This is a genomic window from Stenotrophomonas sp. ZAC14D2_NAIMI4_7, assembly GCF_003086675.1.
In the GTDB taxonomy this organism is placed as follows: Bacteria; Pseudomonadota; Gammaproteobacteria; order Xanthomonadales; family Xanthomonadaceae; genus Stenotrophomonas.
In genome coordinates this window covers 2,709,531-2,729,106 of the sequence record NZ_CP025995.1, presented here as the reverse complement: position 1 = coordinate 2,729,106, position 19,576 = coordinate 2,709,531, and the positions used below count along the sequence as shown (strand labels likewise).

Genomic DNA, 19,576 nt, shown 5'->3' with positions numbered 1-19,576 from the left:
GGGTGTTCGATGTTTGCTGTGGTTCCCGATCCGATTCCCGCACGCATGCGCGTGCTCAACCGCGCCGAAGTGTGCGATGTGAATTTCCTCGAGGCAGTGCGCGGCTGGCGTGGGCTGCCGCGCCCGAAGCCGGCGCCGGATGCGCCGATCCTGCCGGGCAGCACGCTGACCGCAGCGGCCTTCGGCGAACTCTTCGATTCGCAGCTGGCCAGCCGCCAGCTGGACCTGATGGCGCGCGTACTGCGCGTACAGAACAAGGTCTTCTACACCATCGGCTCGTCCGGCCACGAAGGCAACGCGCTGCTGGCGCGGGCCTGCCGGCATACCGATCCAGCCTTCCTGCACTACCGCTCCGGCGCCTTCATGGCCGAGCGCGCGCGGCAGGTGCCGGGCCTGGACCCGTTGCGTGACGCGGCGCTGTCCTTCGCCGCCAGTGCCGACGACCCGGCCAGCGGAGGCCGCCACAAGGTGTGGGGCAGCCGCCCGCTGTGGGTGCTGCCGCAGACCTCGACCATCGCCTCGCACCTGCCCAAGGCGCTGGGCACCGCGCTGGCCATCGAAAGCGGCAAGCGCCTGGGCCAGCCGCTGCCGATTCCGGCCGACAGCATCGTGCTGTGCTCCTTCGGCGATGCCTCGGCCAACCATGCCACCGCGCAGACCGCCTTCAATACGGCGATGTGGTCGGCCTACCAGAAGCTGCCCGCGCCGATCCTGTTCGTCTGCGAGGACAACGGCCTGGGCATTTCGGTGAAGACGCCGGAAGGCTGGATCGCCGAGCGCTTCAGCCGCCAGCCGGGGCTGGACTACTACTATGCCGATGGCCTGGACCTGGCGGCAGGACATGCGCAGGTGCAGGCGGCGGTGGAGCATTGCCGGCGTACCCGCCGGCCGACCTTCCTGCATCTGCGTACCACGCGGCTGATGGGCCACGCCGGCACTGACTTCGAAGTGGAGTGGCGTGCGCTGGCCGACCTCTGTGCGGCCGAGGCGCAGGACCCGTTGCTGCGGTCGGCGCAGATCGCGCTGGAATCGGGCTGGATGGATGCCGCCGGCATCGAGGCCGCCTACGAGACCCTGCGCGCGCGCTGCCTGTCGGCGGCGGCGGACGCCGAAGGACGGCCCAAGCTGCAGTCGCTGGACGAAGTGGTCGCGCCGCTGGCGCCGTACACACCGGCGGCGGTGATGGCCGAAGCGCAGCGCCCGGTACCGGCCGAAGCGCGCCAAGCCCTGTACGGCGGTGCCGACGCACTGCCCGAACGGCAGCCGCCACGGCACCTGGCCGTGCAGATCAACCACGGCCTGCAGGAACTGCTGTGCAAGTATCCGCAGGCACTGCTGTTCGGAGAGGACGTTGCGCAGAAGGGCGGCGTCTACACCGTTACCAAGGACCTGCTGCGCCGCTTCGGGCCGCGCCGGGTGTTCAACACCCTGCTGGACGAGACGATGATCCTGGGCATGGCCCAGGGTCTGGCCAACATGGGCCTGCTGCCGATTCCGGAAATCCAGTACCTGGCCTACCTGCACAACGCGATCGACCAGCTGCGCGGCGAGGCCTGTTCACTGCAGTTTTTCTCCAACGACCAGTTCCGCAACCCGATGCTGGTGCGGGTGGCCGGCCTGGGCTACCAGAAGGGCTTCGGCGGCCACTTCCACAACGACAACTCGATCACCGCGCTGCGCGATATTCCCGGACTGGTGGTGGGCTGCCCGTCGCGCGGCGACGACGCGGTGATGATGCTGCGCACGCTTTCGGCGCTGGCCCGGGTGGACGGCCGGGTGGCGGTGTTCCTGGAACCGATCGCGCTGTACATGAGCAAGGACCTGCACGCGCCCGGCGATGGCCAGTGGCTGTTCGATTACCCGGCACCGGGGCAGGCGCTGGTGCTGGGCGAGGGTCGGGTCTATGCGCCCGACGCCGATGATCTGGTGGTGTTCACCTACGGCAATGGCGTGCCGATGGCGCTGCGCGCGGTGCCGGCCATCCAGGCGCAGACCGGCTGGCAGGTGCGGGTGGTGGACCTGCGCTGGCTGGTGCCGCTGGATGCCGGGTTCATCGCCGCCCAGGCCGCCACGGCGCGGCGGGTGCTGGTGCTGGACGAGGGCCGCCACAGCGGCGGGGTGGGCGAGGGCGTGGTGACCGCCCTGGTCGAGGCCGGGCTGGGCCACCTGCCGCTGCGCCGGGTCTGCGGCGCCGATACCTACACGCCGCTGGCGGGGGCAGCAATGTTCGGGCTTCCAAGCGACAATGCGGTGATTGGCGCCGCCCTCGACCTGGCGCAGGAACCCTGATGCATGTGTGGATTGGCGGGAATGTTGTTGCCGGCGCCGCAGTCGCCGGACGAGGTGCTGCAGGCGCAGGCGCTGGCCATGGGGCAGGCGCTGCACCACCGCGGGCCGGATGACGGCGGCACCTGGGTCGACGCCAGCGCCGGCATCGCCCTGGCCCATCGCCGCCTGAGCATCCTCGACCTGTCACCGCTGGGCCACCAGCCGATGGCCTCGGCCGATGGCCGTTACGTGATGGCCTACAACGGCGAGGTCTACAACTTCGCCGCGCTGCGCGCCGAGCTGGAGCCGTTGGGCCACACGTTCCGCGGCCACTCCGATACCGAAGTGCTGCTGGCCGCGATCCTGCAGTGGGGCGTCGAGGACACCCTGCAGCGCGCCAACGGCATGTTCGCCATCGCCCTGTGGGACCGCCACGAGCAGTGGCTGTACCTGGCCCGCGACCGGGTGGGCAAGAAACCGCTGTACTACGGCTGGGCCGGCGACACCCTGGTGTTCGGTTCGGAGCTGAAGGCGCTGTGGCAGCACCCGGACTTCGACAACGACATCGACCGCGATGCGCTGACCCTGCTGCTGCGCCTGGATTACATCCCGGCCCCGCACAGCATCCACCAGCGCTGCTACAAGCTGATGCCGGGCCGCGTGCTGCGCCTGGATGCGGCGATGGTGGCCGCCGGTGCCGCCGCGCACCGCCCCGAGCAGGCCCAGCGCCCGTACTGGGATGCGCGCGCACGCATGCAGGCGGCACTGGCCGCACCGTTCCAGGGCCGCATCGAGGAGGCCGAGGAACAGCTGGACGGCCTGCTGCGTGATGCCGTGGCGCTGCGCATGGTGGCCGACGTGCCGGTGGGCGTGTTCCTGTCCGGTGGCACCGATTCGTCGCTGGTGGCCGCGCTGATGCAGGCGCAGAGCACGCAGCCGGTGCACAGTTTCAGCATCGGCTTCAGCGGCTCGCACCACGACGAGGCGCCGCTGGCACGGGAACTGGCCGGGCACCTGGGCTGCGACCACACCGAACTGTATGTGAGTGGTGCCGATGCGCTGGCGGTGGTGCCGCAGTTGCCGGCCATGTTCGATGAACCCTTCGCCGATGCCTCGCAGGTGCCGACCGCACTGGTCGCGCGGCTGGCGCGGCAGGGCGTGACCGTGGCGCTGTCGGGTGACGGTGGCGACGAACTGTTCTTCGGCTACATGCGCTACGTGCGCGCGCTGCGCAACTGGCAGATGCTGGGGCGCGTGCCGGCGCCGCTGCGGCGCTGGATGGGCGCGCGTGCGCACCAGCAGGGCGAGGCCTCGCGCACCGGCGGGCTGGCCGCGCTGCTGGCAGAAACCGGCGCGCGCGGCATCGGCGATGTGTACCGCAACCGCATTTCGCGCTGGCGCGATCCTGCGGCGGCGGTGATCGGTGCACGCGAGGCGGGCAGCTTCTACGACCTGGCCGACCCGCTGCACGGGGCCGGCACCCCGGCCGACGCGATGATGCTGGCCGATTTCGTGTCCTACCTGCCCGATGATCTGCTGTGCAAGGTCGACCGCACCTCGATGGCGGTCAGCCTGGAGGCACGGGCGCCGCTGCTGGATTGGCGGGTGGCCGAGTTTGCCTGGTCGCTGCCGCTGGCGTTCAAGCGCAGCCAGGACACCAGCAAGGTGCTGCTCAAGCGCGTGCTTGGCCGTTACGTGCCGCAAAACATGGTGCATCGACCGAAGCGCGGCTTTGGCGCACCGGTGAGCGACTGGCTGAAGGGCGACCTGCGCCCGTGGGCCGACGATCTGCTGCAGCCGGCGCGGCTGGAGCGCGAAGGCGTGCTGTCGGCGGCAGCGGTGCAGCCGCTGTGGCAGCAGTTCCTGGGCGGCCAGCGCAAGTGGCATACCCATCTGTGGAACGTGCTGATGTTCCAGGCCTGGCAGGACCACTGGCGGCAGGTGCGCGCAGGCGTCGCCCGCGGCTGATCTTCACCGGGGCACATCGGGCCGGCCGCTAGGCTGGTCCTTTCCCCGTCAGGAGTGTGCCGCCATGCCTGTACCCACCATCGCCGTGTTCGTTGGCAGCCTGCGCAAGGAATCGTGCAACCGCCGGCTGGCGCTGGCCCTGCAGAAGCTGGCCGGCGAGCGCGCGCGGTTCCAGTACGTGCGCATCGACGATCTGCCGCTGTACAACCAGGATTTCGATGGCAGCTACCCGGCCCAGGGCACCCGTCTGAAGGACGAGGTGCGCGGCGCCGACGCGGTGCTGTTCGTCACCCCCGAATACAACCGCTCGGTGCCGGGCGTGCTGAAGAACGCCATCGACCTCGGCTCGCGGCCGTATGGCGACAGCGCCTTCGGCGGCAAGCCGGCGGCGGTGATCGGTGCCTCCATCGGCCAGATCGGCACGGCCGTGGCCCAGCAGCACCTGCGCAACAGCCTGGCCTTCCTGGACATGCACGTGCTCGGCCAGCCCGAAGCGTTCATCCACTTCAAGGATGAGCTGATCGGCGCCGATGGCACGATCCACAACGAGGGCACGCAGAAGTTCCTGCAGGGCTATGTGGATCGCTTCCTGCAGTTGATCGCGGTGCATGCCAAGGGCGACTGAGGTTGCCATCGGGGTCAGAGCCCTCTGCTGCGCAGAGGGATCTGACCCCATGCGATAATGACGGGCTCAGGCTGGGCGACCGCGCTGTGTCGCGGCAGCCATCCCCCGTTCGTCCACGGCTTATCCACAGAGTTGTCCATGGCCGCCGGTGTGGGTGCATGCCTACACTGGCCCCGGCCACTTTCGCAGGAAACACCGCAGCATGTCCGCCCGTCCCGGCTTCCGTTCCAACCGCAAAGAGCGCGGCGATGGCTTTGATCGTGATCGTGACGATTCGCGCATCGACCAGTTGCGCGTGCCCCCGCATTCGGTGGAAGCCGAGCAGGCGGTCCTGGGCGGCCTGATGCTGGCCCCGGAAGCCTACGACCGGGTCAACGACCAGCTGAACGAAACCGACTTCTATCGCCGCGATCACCAGATGATCTACCGGGCGATCCGCGAGCTGTCCGAGCGCGAGCGTCCGTTCGATGCGGTCACCCTGGGCGAATGGTTCGAATCGCAGGGCAGGATGGAGCTGGTGGGCGATGGCGCCTACCTGATCGAGCTGGCCAGCACCACGCCGTCGGCGGCCAACATCGTGGCCTATGCCGAGATCGTGCGCGACAAGGCGGTGCTGCGGCAGCTGATCCAGGTCGGCACGGACATCGTCAACGACGGTTTCCAGCCCGAAGGGCGCGACAGCAGTGAACTGCTGGCGTCGGCGGAAAAGAGCGTGTTCGCCATTGCCGAACAGGGCGCGCGCGGCCGTACCGATTTCGTGGCGATGCCCGGCGCGCTGAAGGATGCCTTCGAAGAGCTGCGCAACCGCTTCGAGAACGGCGGCAACATCACCGGCCTGCCTACCGGCTACACCGATTTCGATGCGATGACCGCCGGCCTGCAGCCAACCGATCTGATCATCCTGGCCGCGCGCCCGGCGATGGGCAAGACCACCTTCGCGCTGAACATCGCCGAGTATGCGGCGATCAAGTCGAAGAAGGGCGTGGCGGTGTTTTCGATGGAAATGTCCGCATCGCAGCTGGCGATGCGCCTGATTTCCTCCAACGGCCGCATCAATGCGCAGCGCCTGCGTACCGGCCAGCTGGAAGACGAGGACTGGAGCCGGGTCACCAGTGCGATCAAGATGCTGAAGGAAACCAAGATCTTCATTGACGATACGCCGGGCGTGTCGCCGGAGATCCTGCGTTCCAAGTGCCGCCGCCTGAAGCGCGAGCACGACCTGGGCCTGATCGTGATCGACTACCTGCAGCTGATGAGCGTGCCGGGCAACAGCGAAAACCGCGCGACCGAAATCTCGGAAATCTCGCGTTCGCTGAAGGGCCTGGCCAAGGAACTGAACGTGCCGGTGATCGCGCTTTCGCAGCTGAACCGCTCGCTGGAAACGCGTACCGACAAGCGCCCGGTGATGGCCGACCTTCGCGAATCGGGCGCAATCGAGCAGGACGCGGACATGATCGTGTTCATCTACCGCGATGATTACTACAACAAGGAAAATTCGCCGGACAAGGGCCTGGCCGAGATCATCATCGGCAAGCATCGTGGTGGTCCCACCGGGTCGTGCAAACTGAAGTTCTTCGGCGAATACACCCGCTTCGACAACCTCGCCCACGATTCGGTTGGTTCGTTCGAGTAACCCCTGCGGGCGTTACGGTAGCGCCGGGCCATGCCCGGCCGATTCCCGCGGTTTCGTCAGCCCCAGCCCGGTTTCGTCGCAAACCGTTTGCGGCCGGACGGGCAGGGCGCCAAGGTGATCCCAGGCGGCAGGGTGCCGCCGCAAGGGAGACCTGTCATGAAGACGCTGTTCGCGCTGGGCGTGTGGTGCCTGCTGTTCGTGCTGTGCTGGCCGCTGGCGATCCTGGCCCTGCTGCTGTGGCCGCTGGTCTGGCTGCTGAGCCTGCCGTTCCGCCTGGTCGGCATCACCTTCTCGGCGCTGTTTGCCTTCCTGCGTGCGCTGTTCATGCTGCCGGCACGGCTGCTGGGTGGCCGGGCGGTGGCGGCATGAGGGCGCTGCTGATGCTCGGCCTGGCCCTGCTGGCAGGCCCGGCCCTGGCCGAACCGCCGCCGTCGGCACCCACCTCGGCTTGGCTGGAGCGGCAGCAGGTGGCTGCCGCCGATGAAGCCAACGCCGCGGCGGCCACACCGTCGAAGAAACCCGAAGCCAAGGAGCGCTGCCGGGTCACGAAGGAATGGAAGGTCGGCCAGACGGTGGTGCGGCACAGGGTCTGCGAAGATCCGCCGAAGAAGCCGGCTGGAAAGGTGTAGCGCCGAGCCCATGCCCGGCTCTGAACGAAAACGGACAACAAAAAACCCCGCCGAGGCGGGGTTTTTTGTATCCAGGTGATGCCGGCCAGCGGCCGGCACGACCCGCGAACGATCAGTTCGCCTTGTGGATGGCACGCTTGCTGACCGCCATGGCCGCGTCGTGGATCACTTCCGACAGCGACGGGTGGGCGTGGCAGATGCGGGCCAGGTCATCGGCCGAACCGCTGAACTCCATGGTCAGCACGCCTTCGTGCACCAGCTCGGAGACGTTGGCGCCGACCAGGTGCATGCCGAGGATGCGATCGGTTTCGGCATGGGCCAGGATCTTCACGAAGCCGGCCGGCTCGATCATCGCCACGGCACGGCCGTTGGCGGCGAACGGGAAGCTGCCGGCCTTGTACGGAATGCCTTCGGCCTTCAGCTGGGCTTCGGTCTTGCCGACCCAGGCCAGTTCCGGCTCGGTGTAGATGACCCACGGGATGGTGTCGAAGTTGACGTGGCCCGGCAGGCCGGCGATCAGTTCGGCCACCGCGATGCCTTCCTCGAAGCCCTTGTGCGCCAGCATCGGGCCGCGCACGCAGTCACCGACCGCCCACACGCCGTCAACGCCGGTGTGGCAATGCGCATCGACTTCGATCTGGCCACGGTCGTTGATCTTCACGCCGGTGCCTTCAGCCAGCAGGCCCTTGGTGGCGGCGCGACGGCCGACGGCCACCAGCAGCTTGTCCACGGTCAGGGTCTTTTCGCCTTCGCTGTCGGTATAGGTGACAACAACTTCCTTCTTCTTGCCCTTGCCGGTGATCTCGGTCTTGGAGACCTTGGCACCCAGGCGGATATCCAGGCCCTGCTTCTTGAACTCCTTGGCAGCGGTCTTGGTCACTTCGGCGTCGGCCACGGCCAGGAACTCCGGCAGCGCTTCCAGGATGGTGACTTCAGCGCCCAGGCGCTTCCACACGCTGCCCAGTTCCAGGCCGATCACGCCGGCGCCGATGACGGCCAGGCGGTTGGGCACTTCGGTGAAGTCCAGGCCGCCGACGTTGTCGACGATGGTCTCGCCGTCGAACTTGGCGAACGGCAGTTCGATCGAATCCGAGCCGGCGGCGATGATCACGTTGGTGCCCTTCAGCTCGACGATGGAACCGTCATGCTGGGTGACCTTGACCACGTTGCCCGGCTGCAGTTCGCCGAAACCGTAGTAGGCGGCGACCTTGTTGGCCTTGAACAGCATGCCGATGCCGCCGGTGAACTGCTTGACGATCTTGTCCTTGCGGCCAACCATCGCTTCGACGTCGATCTTGGCGTCCTTGAAGCTGATGCCGTGGTCGCCAAAGATGTGGCCCATGTTCCAGAACTGGCGCGAGGAATCCAGCAGCGCCTTGGACGGGATGCAGCCCACGCGCAGGCAGGTGCCACCCAGGGCCGGCTTGCCGTCCTTGCCCAGCGCTGCGTCGATGCAGGCGGTCTTCAGGCCCAGCTGTGCGGCGCGGATGGCCGCGTGGTAACCGGCCGGGCCGGCACCGATGACGACGACGTCGAATTGTTCAGCCATTGAATTATTCCTTGTTGCTATACCAGAACCCCTCCGCGCGGACGCGGAGGGGCGGGAGGTCTCTTACAGGCCGAACAGCATGCGGCCCGGGTTTTCCAGCTGGTTCTTGATGTCCACCAGGAACTGCACCGAGTCCTTGCCATCGATGATGCGGTGGTCGTAGGACAGCGCCAGGTACATCATCGGCGCGATCACGACCTGGCCGTTCTGGGCGATCGGACGCTCCTTGATGGCGTGCATGCCCAGGATGGCGCTCTGCGGCGGGTTGATGATCGGGGTCGACAGCAGCGAACCGAAGGTGCCGCCGTTGGTCACGGTGAAGGTGCCGCCCTGCAGTTCGTCCAGGCCCAGCTTGCCGTCACGCGCCTTCTTGGCGTAGTCGGCAATGGTCTTTTCGATGTCGGCGAAGGACATGCGCTCGACGTTGCGCAGCACCGGGGTCACCAGGCCCTTCTCGGTCGACACGGCGATCGAGATGTCCGAGTAGCCGTGGTAGATGATGTCGTCGCCGTCGATGGAGGCGTTGACCAGCGGGAAGCGCTGCAGGGCGTTGGCAGCGGCCTTCACGAAGAAGCTCATGAAGCCCAGCTTGATGCCGTGGGCCTTGACGAACTCGTCCTGCAGTTCCTTGCGCGCAGCCGACACCTTGGACAGGTCGACTTCGTTGAAGGTGGTCAGCATGGCGGTGGAGTTCTTCGACTCCATCAGGCGCTCGGCGATGCGCTTGCGGATGCGGGTCATCGGCACGCGTTCTTCCGGACGTGCACCACCTGCCTTGCCGGCGCCGCCGTTGCGGGCGAAGTTGACGATGTCTTCCTTGGTGACCGCGCCGCGACGGCCGGTGCCGTCCACGTCGGCCGGGTTCACGCCTTCGGTGATGGCGGTGAAGCGGGCGCCCGGGGGCAGGCTGTCGGCAGCCGACTTGGCAGCCGGGGCCGGTGCAGCAGCGGCAGCCGGAGCGGCAGCAGCCGGGGCAGCGGCGGCAGCCGGAGCGGCTTCAGCGGCCGGGGCCGGGGCAGCAGCCACGGCGCCCTCTTCGATGATCGCCACGACCTGGCTGGAAGTGACGGTGTCGCCTTCCTTGAACTTGATTTCCTTGATCACGCCATCGACCGGCGACGGCACTTCCAGGACGACCTTGTCGGTTTCCAGGTCAAGCAGGTTTTCGTCGCGCTTGACGGCGTCGCCCACCTTCTTGTGCCAGGTGGCGATGGTGCCGTCGGCGACGGATTCGGGCAGTACCGGGGCTTTGACTTCGGTGGCCATTGCGGGAGCTTCCTGGTTTGTCTTCTAAATAGGGGGAGGAGTTATTCAGCGACCTGGTCGTTGAACGGGTTGACCAGTGCGTCGGCGACCAGCTGCTGCTGTTCACGCACGTGGTCAGCCATGTGGCCGGCAGCCGGCGAAGCCGAACGCGCGCGACCGGCGTAGTGCAGGTTCTGGCCATCGGCCAGGCAGAACTGCAGGTGGTGGCGGATCTGGTACCACGCGCCCTGGTTCTGCGGTTCTTCCTGCGTCCACACCACGTCGGTGGCGTTGCCGTACTTCTTCAGCTCGGCGGCCAGCAGCGCGCGCGGGAACGGGTACAGCTGTTCCACGCGGATGATGGCCACGTCGTCCTGGCCACGCTTGGTCTGGTCTTCCAGCAGGTCGTAGTAGACCTTGCCCGAGCACAGCACCACGCGCTTGACCTTCTTGGCGTCTGCGTTGGCGTCGCCGATCAGGTGCTGGAACTCGCCGTTGGCCAGCTCGTCCAGGGTCGACACGGCCAGCTTGTGGCGCAGCAGCGACTTGGGCGACATCACCACCAGCGGCTTGCGGGTGGTCAGGTGCAGCTGGCGGCGCAGCATGTGGAAGGCCTGTGCCGGGGTGGACGGCACCACGACCAGCATGTTTTCCAGCGCGCACAGCTGCAGGAAGCGCTCCAGGCGCGCCGAGCTGTGTTCCGGACCCTGACCTTCATAGCCGTGCGGCAGCAGCAGGGTCAGGCCGGAAATGCGGCCCCACTTTGCTTCACCGGCGGCGATGAACTGGTCGATGACCACCTGCGCGCCGTTGGCGAAGTCACCAAACTGGCCTTCCCAGATGCACAGGGTGTTGGGATCGGTGGTGGAGAAGCCGTACTCGTAGGCCATCACCGCTTCTTCGCTCAGCAGCGAATCGATGACGGTGGCCTTTTCCGGCGAATCCACCAGCTGCCGCAGCGGCAGGTAGTAGTTGTCGGTGGCCTGGTCGTGCAGGATCGCGTGGCGGTGGGTGAAGGTGCCGCGGCCCACGTCCTGGCCGACCAGGCGCAGGGCATTGCCTTCGTCCAGCAGGGTGGCGTAGGCCAGGTTCTCGGCAAAGCCCCAGTCACCCGGGATCTCGCCGGCGGCCATCTTGCGGCGGTCGTCGTACACCTTGGCCACGCGCGAGTGCAGCTGCACTTCTTCGGGCACGGTGTTGATCAGCTTGGCCAGCTCCAGCAGCTTGGCCTTGTCGACCTTGGTCGAGATCGGATCGGACAGCTTGCCTTCCAGCAGCTTCGGCCAATCGACGAACAGCGGGCTGGACGGCGGGGTCTTTTCAACCTTGGCCAGCTCGGTGGTCACTTCGCCGCCATCCAGCTTGTCGCGGTACGCATCGACCATCGCCTTGCCGGCGCCGGCGGCGATCACGCCTGCCTTTTCCAGCTGCTCGGCGTACATCTCGCGGGTGGTCGGGTGCTTGCGGATCACCTGGTACATCAGCGGCTGGGTGATCGCCGGTTCGTCGGCCTCGTTGTGGCCCCAACGGCGGTAGCACATCAGGTCGATGACCACGTCCTTGGCGAACTTCTGGCGGAACTCGAAGGCCAGCTGTGCGGCGAACACCACCGCTTCCGGGTCATCGCCGTTCACGTGCAGCACCGGGGCGGCGATCATCTTCGCCACGTCGGTGGCATAGCGCGTGGAGCGCGTGTCCTGCGGGTTGGAGGTGGTGAAGCCGACCTGGTTGTTGACCACGATGTGTACGGTGCCGCCAACGGCGAAGCCGCGGGCCTGCGACATCTGGAACAGCTCCATGACCACGCCCTGGCCGGAGAAGGCCGCGTCGCCGTGGATCAGGATCGGCATGACCTGCTTGCGCGCGGTGTCCTTGCGGCGCTCCTGGCGCGAACGCACGGAACCGGCCACGACCGGGTCAGCGATTTCCAGGTGCGACGGGTTGAACGCCAGCGCCAGGTGCACCGGGCCGCCTTCGGTGGCCACGTCGGCCGAGAAGCCCATGTGGTACTTCACGTCACCGGCCGAGGCGTGCTCGTCGTGCTCGAACTTGCCTTCGAATTCGTCGAACAGCTTGCGCGGGTTCTTGCCCAGGGTGTTGACCAGCACGTTCAGGCGGCCACGGTGGGCCATGCCGACCACCACGTCCTTGACGCCATCCTTGCCGGCGCTGCGGATGATGGTGTCCATCATCGGGATCAGCGAGTCGCCGCCTTCCAGCGAGAAGCGCTTCTGGCCGACGTACTTGGTGTGCAGGTAGCGTTCCAGGCCTTCGGCAGCGGTCAGGCGCTCCAGGGTGCGGCGCTGGGTGTCAGCGTCCAGCTGGTAGTTGCCACCGGCCAGTTCCAGCTTCTTGTAGATCCACTGGCGCTGCTCGACTTCGGCGATGTGCATGAACTCCGCACCGATCGAGCCGGTGTAGGTCGCCTTCAGGCGTGCCAGCAGGTCGCGCAGCTTCATGCGCGGCTGGCCGCCCACGCCGCCGGTGCTGAACTCGCTGTTCAGATCGCCATCGGACAGACTGTGGAAGGGCAGGCCCAGGTCCGGGGTGTTGACCGGCTTGGTCAGGCCCAGCGGGTCCAGGCGGGCATCGAGGTGGCCGCGCGAACGGTAGGCGGTGATCAGACGACCGACATTGCGCTCACGCTCGTCGCCCGCACCGCTGCCGGTGCCGGCTTTCAGCGCATCCTTGGCCGCGTCCGCAATGTGGGAGATGACGGCCGAGTGCGGAATGTCGCCTGCTTCGCGGCCCTTGAAGCCGTCGAAGTAGGTCTTCCATTTGGGATCGACACTATCCGGGGAGACCAGGTACTGCTCGTACAGGTCCTCGACATAGGAGGCGTTGCCGCCGGCGAGTTGCGAAGATTGCGCAAACTGCTTCAGTTGATTGTCCACGATGGAGGGTGTTGATTCGCTTTGTGGGGTATGGCTTCAGAAGGACCCTGCAGGAAAATGAATAGCCCTGCACGGGCGCGTTCAAACAGCCAAATTGTACCCCCATCCGCACGGGATGGGGCAGCAACGGCGGCATTGCGCGCGCCGCGGTGTCGGTGCCAGACAGGTTTGTCCGGGTGGGCCCTGTCAGATGCCGAGGGCACGCAGTTCGCTGCATTCGCGCGAACGGTCCCAGACGCGCTGCAATTGCTGCTCGAACGGCTGTGAACGTGCAGGCAGGGCGACGCCGGCTTCACCGTCCAGGCGGTGGCCGATAAGACGAAAGTAGAAGTCGCCCGCATCGTTGACCAGGCAGGCCGAGGCCACTGCGCGGTCGACCGGATCGCTCACTTCACGGAACTGGATCACGCTGGGCAGGCGCTGGTACAGCGCCAGCAGCGGCGCCCCGGCACTGGCAATCGCGGCGGCATCGTGCACGATCACCCGCAGCTGCTTGTCGTGGCGTGCCGTGGCGAAGCGGCGCAGGGCGGCCTGCACCGGCGGCGCATCCAGCAGCCCGGGGTCGAGCTGGCGGCTGTGCAGCCAGAGCTGGCGGCGCGCACGGTGGACGATGGCCGTGGTGATGGCCACCGCCTCGGCGCGGCTGTCGATGGCACTGGCCACGCCCAGCCGGCGACGCATCTGCTGGTGGCCGATGCCGGCCTCCTCGAACACTTCGCCTTCCGGCAGGAAGCCCTGGCGGGCGTAGAAATCACGTGCCGGCAGCTGCGCGTGCAGGTGCACCTCGGCCAGGCCGAGCTGGCGACCGGCCTGCACCAGCGCCTCCAGCAGGGCCTCGCCGACGCCCTGGTTGCGTACGCTGGCCAGCACCGCCATGCGGCCAATACGGCCATCGGGGGTCAGGCGGCCGGTGCCGACGGGCTGGCCGTCGGCGTCCAGGGCCAGCACGTGGGCACAGACCGGGTCCAGTGCATCACGCTCCAGTTCGGCGGCGATGCCCTGTTCCTGTACGAATACCCGCTGCCGCACGTCGTGGATGGCGACGTGGGCGTCGGCGTGGCTGACCTGCTGGACCCGGATCGTGGCCATGGCTCAGGCGCGACCGGCGTCGCTGTCGTCTTCGTCGTGGTCCTCGAAGTTGACGATGACCTCGATGCCGTCGTCGTGGACGGTCACGGTGTGGACATCGTCGGACACGACCTCGTCGTCAAGTTCGGCGACCTGGTCGTGGCCTTCCACCACTTCGCCCAGCACGTCGTTCTCGTCCTCATCTTCGTCGGAGTAGACCTCGTTCGGGTCGATGAGCTGGAACACGCCGCCGACCAGCAGCTGCTGCAGCACCGCGCGGCCCTTGTCCGACAGACCGCGATAGGCGGCGGCATCGAGCTGTTCGGCGCCCGCCAGGCGTTGCGCGTCCTTGACGGGCAGGGCGAAATCCTGGCCGCTGACATACAGGCTGGCGCCGCGCTTGGCCCGGCGCCAGGCCAGGCGCGCCCACGGGTGGCGCTGCAGCAGCAGGCCCGAGGCCAGCGCCTGCACCACTTCTTCCGGCGCCGGCGTGGCCTGGTGGGCCATCACTTCGCCGGCGGCGCGGTAGGTGGTGATGAAGCGGCCGAACCAGTCGCCCAGCTTGTCCGGGTCGTTCATGCGGATGGCGTTGAGCGCGGTGATCACCCGGGCCATCGCCACCGTGTCGATTTCGTTCGGGTCGGCCGGCACCTTCAGGTCGGCATCCTGGTAGCGGATGTTCTCGTCGGCATCGGCGATCAGGGTGTCCAGGTAGTCGCTGATCAGCTCGGCCGAGGACGGCGCGCGCATGCCGAAGGAGAACGTCAGGCAGGGGTCTTCGGCTACGCCGTGGTGCGGCACGTTCGGCGGCAGGTACAGCATGTCACCCGGCGCCAGCACCCAGTCGTGGGTGGGCTTGAACACCTGCAGCAGCTTCAGTTCCACGTCCGGGCGGAAGCCCAGCGGCGGGCGCTTGCCCTTGATCGATTCGCTGGCATCGATCTGCCAGCGGCGGTGGCCGTGGGCCTGCAGCAGGAACACGTCGTACTGGTCGACATGGGCGCCGACCGAGCCGCCGGTGGCGGCGAAGCTGATCATCACATCGTCCATGCGCCAGCGCGGCAGGAAGCTGAAGTGCTCGATCAGTGCGCGCACATCCTTGTCCCACTTGTCGACGTCCTGCACCAGCAGAGTCCAGTCGTGGTCGGGCAGGGCGGGGAACACGTCTTCCTGGAACGGGCCGCTGCGCACGCGCCAGCTGTCCTGGGCCTTGTCATGCTGGATCAGGCGCGCCAGCACGCCTTCTTCGCAGGCCAGTCCGGCCAGGTCTTCCGGCTGCACCGGGGTCTGGAAATCGGGGAAGGCGTTGCGGATCAGCAGCGGGCGCTTCTGCCAGAAGTCGCGCAGGAAGGTGGCCGGGGCCATGCCCAGCGGCTTGCCGGGGCGGGCGGTGACTTCAATGAGCGGAGCGGAGGATTTGCGGGCGGCCATGGGGGAATCCTTGCAGCGGAAAACGGGAGGGGCGGCGCGGCGGGCCGCCAAGGTCTCCATTGTCCGCCGTTCGCCGGGATTGCGCACGTGCGATGGTTTGTCGCGGGGTTCCGGCCAACGGCGGAGCCCCTCGTGGCGGGGACTGGGTTCAACGGCAAAAGCCGCGCTTGGCCGGGCGGGTGGGCTGCGCGGGGGAAGCCGTTAACCCGTCCATGGGGGCTTGGCCGCGGCATCCATGCCGCGGACACCCCCGCGCAGCCCACCCACCCGGCCCCTGACAGTTTCCTGCGCGGCCCGCCACGGAAGAGAAGAAGAAAAGCAAAGGCAACAGCGGCTCGCGCGCTGCGCTTGCTCGCGTAGCGTCGAGCTTGCTCGACTGAGCAGAAGCAGCCGAGCATGGCTCGACTCTACAAAGAGCCCAAAACAAAGAGGGACGCGGCGAAGCCGCGTCCCTCTTTCAAATTCCGTCCCGACAACCCAACGCTCTTCGATCCGCAACCGGGAAACTGTCAGAGGTGGGGCGGGTTGGGTTCGCGGGGGTGTCAGCCGCATGGATGCGGCTGCCAAGCCTCCATGGACGGATTCACGGCGTCCCCCGCGAACCCAACCCGCCCCACCCAGCTCGCAGCAACCCAGCGCCCGGATCGCAGTTGCAGTTGCAGTTGCTGTTGCCTGCCGCAGGCAGCGCCCGCGGCCGCCGCCGCAAAGGAACCCCTTAGATCTTCTTCGCCAGCGACTCGGCCAGGCCGGTGTAGCTGCCCGGGGTCATGTCCAGCAGGCGCTGCTTGGCATCGGCCGGCAGCTCCAGACCCTGCACGAACGTACGCATCGACTCGGCCGTGATGCCCTGGCCACGGGTCAGTGCCTTCAGCTGCTCGTACGGATTGGGCAGGCCGTGGCGGCGCATCACCGTCTGCACGGCCTCGGCCAGCACTTCCCACGCCGCATCCAGATCGGCATCCAGGCGCTGCGGGTTCACTTCCAGCTTGCCCAGGCCCTTGGCCAGCGAATCCAGCGCCACCTGGCTGTGGCCGAACGCGGTGCCCAGCGCACGCAGCACGGTGGAATCGGTCAGGTCACGCTGCCAGCGGCTGATCGGCAGCTTGGCGCTGAAGTGTTCGAACAGCGCGTTGGCAATGCCGAAGTTGCCCTCGGCATTCTCGAAATCGATCGGGTTGACCTTGTGCGGCATCGTCGACGAGCCCACTTCGCCTTCCTTCAGGCGCTGCTTGAAGTAGCCCAGCGAGATGTAGCCCCAGATGTCGCGGGCCAGGTCGATCAGGATGATGTTGGCGCGACGCGCCGCATCGCCGATCTCGGCCACGTTGTCGTGCGGCTCGATCTGGGTGGTGTACGGGTTGAACACCAGGCCCAGGCCGGTAACGAAGCGCTCGGCGAACGCCGGCCAGTCCACGTCCGGGTAGCTGGCCACGTGCGCGTTGTAGTTGCCCACCGCACCGTTGATCTTGCCGGTCAGTTCCACCGCGGCGATCTGTCGGCGCTGGCGCTCCAGGCGGGCGACCACGTTGGCCAGCTCCTTGCCCAGGGTGGTGGGCGAAGCGGTCTGGCCGTGGGTGCGCGACAGCATGGGCTGTGCGGCCTGGGCATGGGCCAGGGTGCGCAGGGTGGCGGCGATGCCGTCCAGGCTCGGCAACAGCACTTCGCGGCGGGCCTGTTCCAGCATCAGGCCATAGCTGAGGTTGTTGATATCTTCGCTGGTGCAGGCGAAATGCACGAATTCCAGCGCCGGGGCCAGCTCAGCGTCGTCCTTCAGCTGTTCCTTGATGAAGTACTCCACCGCCTTGACGTCATGGTTGGTGGTGCGCTCGATTTCCTTCACGCGCGCGGCCTGGGCCGGGCTGAAGCCAGCGGCCAGGGCGCGCAGGCGGGCGATGGCGCCCTCGGAGAACGGCGCCAGTTCGACGATGCCCGGCTCGGCGCCCAGGGCCAGCAGCCACTCGACCTCGACCGTGATGCGGGCCTTGATCAGGCCATATTCGGAGAAGATCGGGCGCAGTGCATCGACCTTGCCGGCATAACGGCCATCGAGCGGGGACAGGGCGAGCAGGGCGGAATCGGACATGTCGGCAGGGCTGGGGCGAGCGGCGGGGGCCATATTCTACGACGCTGCGGGCTGCCGCGCTTCGCGCTCGCCGGGCATGGCCCGGCGCTACCGATCAGACGGTGCGACCGGACGCTGCGGTCCATCGGCGTTGTCCCCTGCTGCGGACAAGGGAGTATCGTTGGCACAGCCGCCAGCCCCGGGAAGCGACCCGCTGCCAGCCGCCGCTTCCCTTTCCCCAACAGAAGTAGTGCGGAGTCGATGCAATGAGCAAAGCTGCAAGCAAAGGTGGAACCGCGAAGTTCCGTATTGAACACGACAGCATGGGCGAGCTGCAGGTGCCCGCTGACGCCCTGTGGGGCGCGCAGACCCAGCGCGCCGTCGAGAATTTCCCGGTGTCGGGCCAGCGCATGCCGCGCGGCTTCATCCGTGCCCTGGGCCTGGTGAAGGGCGCCGCCGCCGGCGTCAACGCCGAGCTGGGCCACCTGCCCAAGGTCGTCGCCAAGGCCATCCAGGTGGCCGCCGCCGAAGTGTCGGCCGGTGACTGGGACGCGCATTTCCCGATCGACGTCTACCAGACCGGCTCGGGCACCTCGTCGAACATGAACGCCAACGAGGTCATTGCCACCCTGGCCAACCGTGCCGGCAAGGCGGGCAAGACCGCGGTGCATCCCAACGACCACGTCAACCAGGGCCAGAGCTCCAATGACGTGATCCCGACCGCGCTGCGCGTGTCGGCCGTGCTGGCCGTGCACGAGCAGCTGCTGCCGGCGCTGGTGCACCTGCGCAGGACTCTGGACAAGAAGGGCCGCAGCCTGCGCAAGGTGGTCAAGACCGGCCGCACCCACCTGATGGATGCGATGCCGCTGACCTTCGAGCAGGAGTTCGGTGCATGGTCGGCGCAGCTGGCCTCGGCGCAGGAGCGCATCGAGGACAGCCTCAAGCGCGTGCGCCGCCTGCCGCTGGGCGGCACCGCCATCGGCACCGGCATCAATGCCGACCCGCGCTTCGGCGCGCAGGTGGCCAAGGCCCTCAAGCAGCAGACCGGGTTCAAGTTCGACAGCGCCGACAACAAGTTCGAAGGCCTGGCCGCGCAGGACGATGCGGTGGAACTGTCCGGTCAGCTCAACGCGCTGGCGGTGGCCCTGATCAAGATCGCCAACGACCTGCGCTGGATGAATGCCGGTCCGCTGGCCGGGCTGGGCGAGATTGAGCTGCCGGCGCTGCAGCCGGGCAGCTCGATCATGCCGGGCAAGGTCAACCCGGTCATTCCCGAGGCGACCGTGATGGCCTGCGCGCAGGTGATCGGCCACCACACCGCGATCACCGTGGCCGGGCAGACCGGCAATTTCCAGCTCAACGTGACCCTGCCGCTGATCGCGGTGAACCTGCTCGATGGCATCGGCCTGCTGGCCAACGTGTCCACCCTGCTGGCCGACAGCGCCATCGCCGGGCTGAAGGTGCGCGAGGACCGGGTGGCCGAAGCGCTGGCCCGCAACCCGATCCTGGTGACCGCGCTGAACCCGATCATCGGCTATGAGAAGGCCGCGGCGATTGCCAAGCGTGCCTACAAGGAACAGCGCCCGGTGCTGGATGTGGCGCTGGAGGACAGCGGCCTGGACGAGGCCGAGCTGCGCCGTCTGCTGGATCCGACCGCGCTGACCGCCGGTGGCATCCAGGCCGGTGGTGGGGGCGCCGGCGGTTGATCGTCCGGTTGCGTACGTAAACGGGAAACGCCGCCCTGGGGCGGCGTTTTTCGTTTCAGCGGCGGTCGGCGACGATGTTGCCGAAGGTGTCGGTGTAATCCTTGAATTCGGGGATGGTCTGCACCAGATCGGCGGGGATGACCTCCAGGCCTTCCGGCGGCTGGATCTTCACCGGCTGCATGTTGGGGTCGGCCGGGGCGGCCACCAGGGTGTTCTGGCGCAGCACCTGCAGCTTGCCGAACATGGTCTGCAGCATCTGCCGCTGGGTGTCGTCCAGCGGAATCTGGATCTCGTCCATCTTCATCGTGCCGTCGGCCAGGATGATGATGTTCGGCGCGGGCTGGCGGCGCACGGTCACCATGGTCTGGCTGACCGAAATCTTCGGCTTGCCGCGTTCGGCGCGGTGGTTGCGGTACTCCTGGTCGCAGCCGGCCAGGCCCAGGCAGAGCAGGGCGGTCAGCAGCAGAAACAGCTTCTTCATGGCGGTCGATCGGGGCA

Annotated in this window: 14 protein-coding genes; 7 read left to right on the top strand and 7 right to left on the bottom strand. The window is 67.4% G+C overall.

Going from position 1 to position 19,576, the window contains the following annotated elements; translation table 11 throughout:
- The first annotated feature begins 9 nt into the window (after nt 1-9).
- The 6 genes from C1922_RS12535 to C1922_RS12510 all read left to right on the top strand — a co-directional run bounded on the left by C1922_RS12535 (nt 10) and on the right by C1922_RS12510 (nt 7,123).
- Nucleotides 10-2,289: a transketolase C-terminal domain-containing protein gene (locus tag C1922_RS12535; protein ID WP_108750057.1), complete on the top strand. Its 2,280-nt coding sequence runs from the start codon at nt 10-12 to the stop codon at nt 2,287-2,289.
- Nucleotides 2,290-2,292: 3 nt separating this feature from the next.
- Entirely contained in the window at nt 2,293-4,236 is a 1,944-nt protein-coding gene (gene asnB, locus C1922_RS12530; protein WP_108750056.1) for an asparagine synthase (glutamine-hydrolyzing), read from the top strand.
- 64 nt (nt 4,237-4,300) lie between these two features.
- Nucleotides 4,301-4,861, top strand: a complete 561-nt coding sequence (locus C1922_RS12525) for an NADPH-dependent FMN reductase (protein ID WP_108750055.1) — start codon at nt 4,301-4,303, stop codon at nt 4,859-4,861.
- Between the two features lie 202 nt (nt 4,862-5,063).
- A complete protein-coding gene (locus tag C1922_RS12520) occupies nt 5,064-6,494 on the top strand; it encodes a replicative DNA helicase (RefSeq protein ID WP_108750054.1) in 1,431 nt (476 codons plus the stop codon).
- Between the two features lie 156 nt (nt 6,495-6,650).
- Nucleotides 6,651-6,863, top strand: coding sequence for a hypothetical protein (locus tag C1922_RS12515; RefSeq protein WP_108750053.1), 213 nt, complete (start codon nt 6,651-6,653; stop codon nt 6,861-6,863).
- On the top strand, nt 6,860-7,123 hold the full coding sequence (locus C1922_RS12510) for a hypothetical protein (protein WP_108750052.1): 264 nt from the start codon (nt 6,860-6,862) through the stop codon (nt 7,121-7,123). The genes C1922_RS12515 and C1922_RS12510 overlap by 4 nt, the downstream gene beginning before the upstream one ends.
- 112 nt (nt 7,124-7,235) lie before the next feature.
- Here the strand turns inward: C1922_RS12510 and lpdA are convergent, their stop codons facing one another.
- The 6 genes from lpdA to purB form a co-directional block, all read right to left on the bottom strand.
- A complete protein-coding gene (gene lpdA, locus C1922_RS12505) occupies nt 7,236-8,672 on the bottom strand; it encodes a dihydrolipoyl dehydrogenase (protein WP_108750051.1) in 1,437 nt (478 codons plus the stop codon).
- 63 nt (nt 8,673-8,735) lie between these two features.
- Nucleotides 8,736-9,938: a dihydrolipoyllysine-residue succinyltransferase gene (gene sucB / locus C1922_RS12500; RefSeq protein WP_108750050.1), complete on the bottom strand. Its 1,203-nt coding sequence runs from the start codon at nt 9,936-9,938 to the stop codon at nt 8,736-8,738.
- A 41-nt stretch (nt 9,939-9,979) separates the two neighbouring features.
- The gene (locus tag C1922_RS12495; RefSeq protein ID WP_108750049.1) at nt 9,980-12,811 is read right to left on the bottom strand and encodes a 2-oxoglutarate dehydrogenase E1 component; all 2,832 of its coding nucleotides are present in this window, start codon (nt 12,809-12,811) and stop codon (nt 9,980-9,982) included.
- Between the two features lie 186 nt (nt 12,812-12,997).
- Nucleotides 12,998-13,900 (bottom strand): GNAT family N-acetyltransferase, encoded by a 903-nt coding sequence (locus tag C1922_RS12490; RefSeq protein WP_108750048.1) that lies wholly within the window; start codon nt 13,898-13,900, stop codon nt 12,998-13,000.
- A 3-nt stretch (nt 13,901-13,903) separates the two neighbouring features.
- Nucleotides 13,904-15,310 carry a cupin domain-containing protein gene (locus C1922_RS12485; protein WP_108750047.1) on the bottom strand — a complete coding sequence of 469 codons (1,407 nt, stop codon included), beginning with the start codon at nt 15,308-15,310 and terminating at the stop codon, nt 13,904-13,906.
- Between the two features lie 715 nt (nt 15,311-16,025).
- The gene (gene purB, locus C1922_RS12480; RefSeq protein ID WP_108750046.1) at nt 16,026-17,393 is read right to left on the bottom strand and encodes an adenylosuccinate lyase; all 1,368 of its coding nucleotides are present in this window, start codon (nt 17,391-17,393) and stop codon (nt 16,026-16,028) included.
- Nucleotides 17,394-17,638: 245 nt separating this feature from the next.
- On the opposite strand from purB, the gene C1922_RS12475 reads away from it, so the two are divergent.
- Nucleotides 17,639-19,078 carry a class II fumarate hydratase gene (locus C1922_RS12475; RefSeq protein WP_108750045.1) on the top strand — a complete coding sequence of 480 codons (1,440 nt, stop codon included), beginning with the start codon at nt 17,639-17,641 and terminating at the stop codon, nt 19,076-19,078.
- A gap of 55 nt (nt 19,079-19,133) precedes the next feature.
- Here the strand turns inward: C1922_RS12475 and C1922_RS12470 are convergent, their stop codons facing one another.
- Nucleotides 19,134-19,559 carry a hypothetical protein gene (locus C1922_RS12470; RefSeq protein ID WP_108750044.1) on the bottom strand — a complete coding sequence of 142 codons (426 nt, stop codon included), beginning with the start codon at nt 19,557-19,559 and terminating at the stop codon, nt 19,134-19,136.
- Nucleotides 19,560-19,576: the final 17 nt, after the last annotated feature.

Excerpts from the sequence above, each read along its gene's own strand:
- C1922_RS12535 (WP_108750057.1), top strand. The coding sequence starts at position 10 with ATGTTTGCTGTGGTTCCCGATCCGATTCCCGCACGCATGCGCGTGCTC.
- asnB (WP_108750056.1), top strand. The coding sequence starts at position 2,293 with ATGTGTGGATTGGCGGGAATGTTGTTGCCGGCGCCGCAGTCGCCGGAC.
- C1922_RS12490 (WP_108750048.1), bottom strand. The coding sequence starts at position 13,900 with ATGGCCACGATCCGGGTCCAGCAGGTCAGCCACGCCGACGCCCACGTC.
- C1922_RS12485 (WP_108750047.1), bottom strand. The coding sequence starts at position 15,310 with ATGGCCGCCCGCAAATCCTCCGCTCCGCTCATTGAAGTCACCGCCCGC.
- sucB (WP_108750050.1), bottom strand. The coding sequence starts at position 9,938 with ATGGCCACCGAAGTCAAAGCCCCGGTACTGCCCGAATCCGTCGCCGAC.
- C1922_RS12515 (WP_108750053.1), top strand. The coding sequence starts at position 6,651 with ATGAAGACGCTGTTCGCGCTGGGCGTGTGGTGCCTGCTGTTCGTGCTG.
- C1922_RS12470 (WP_108750044.1), bottom strand. The coding sequence starts at position 19,559 with ATGAAGAAGCTGTTTCTGCTGCTGACCGCCCTGCTCTGCCTGGGCCTG.
- C1922_RS12510 (WP_108750052.1), top strand. The coding sequence starts at position 6,860 with ATGAGGGCGCTGCTGATGCTCGGCCTGGCCCTGCTGGCAGGCCCGGCC.
- C1922_RS12475 (WP_108750045.1), top strand. The coding sequence starts at position 17,639 with ATGAGCAAAGCTGCAAGCAAAGGTGGAACCGCGAAGTTCCGTATTGAA.
- C1922_RS12520 (WP_108750054.1), top strand. The coding sequence starts at position 5,064 with ATGTCCGCCCGTCCCGGCTTCCGTTCCAACCGCAAAGAGCGCGGCGAT.
- C1922_RS12525 (WP_108750055.1), top strand. The coding sequence starts at position 4,301 with ATGCCTGTACCCACCATCGCCGTGTTCGTTGGCAGCCTGCGCAAGGAA.
- purB (WP_108750046.1), bottom strand. The coding sequence starts at position 17,393 with ATGTCCGATTCCGCCCTGCTCGCCCTGTCCCCGCTCGATGGCCGTTAT.
- lpdA (WP_108750051.1), bottom strand. The coding sequence starts at position 8,672 with ATGGCTGAACAATTCGACGTCGTCGTCATCGGTGCCGGCCCGGCCGGT.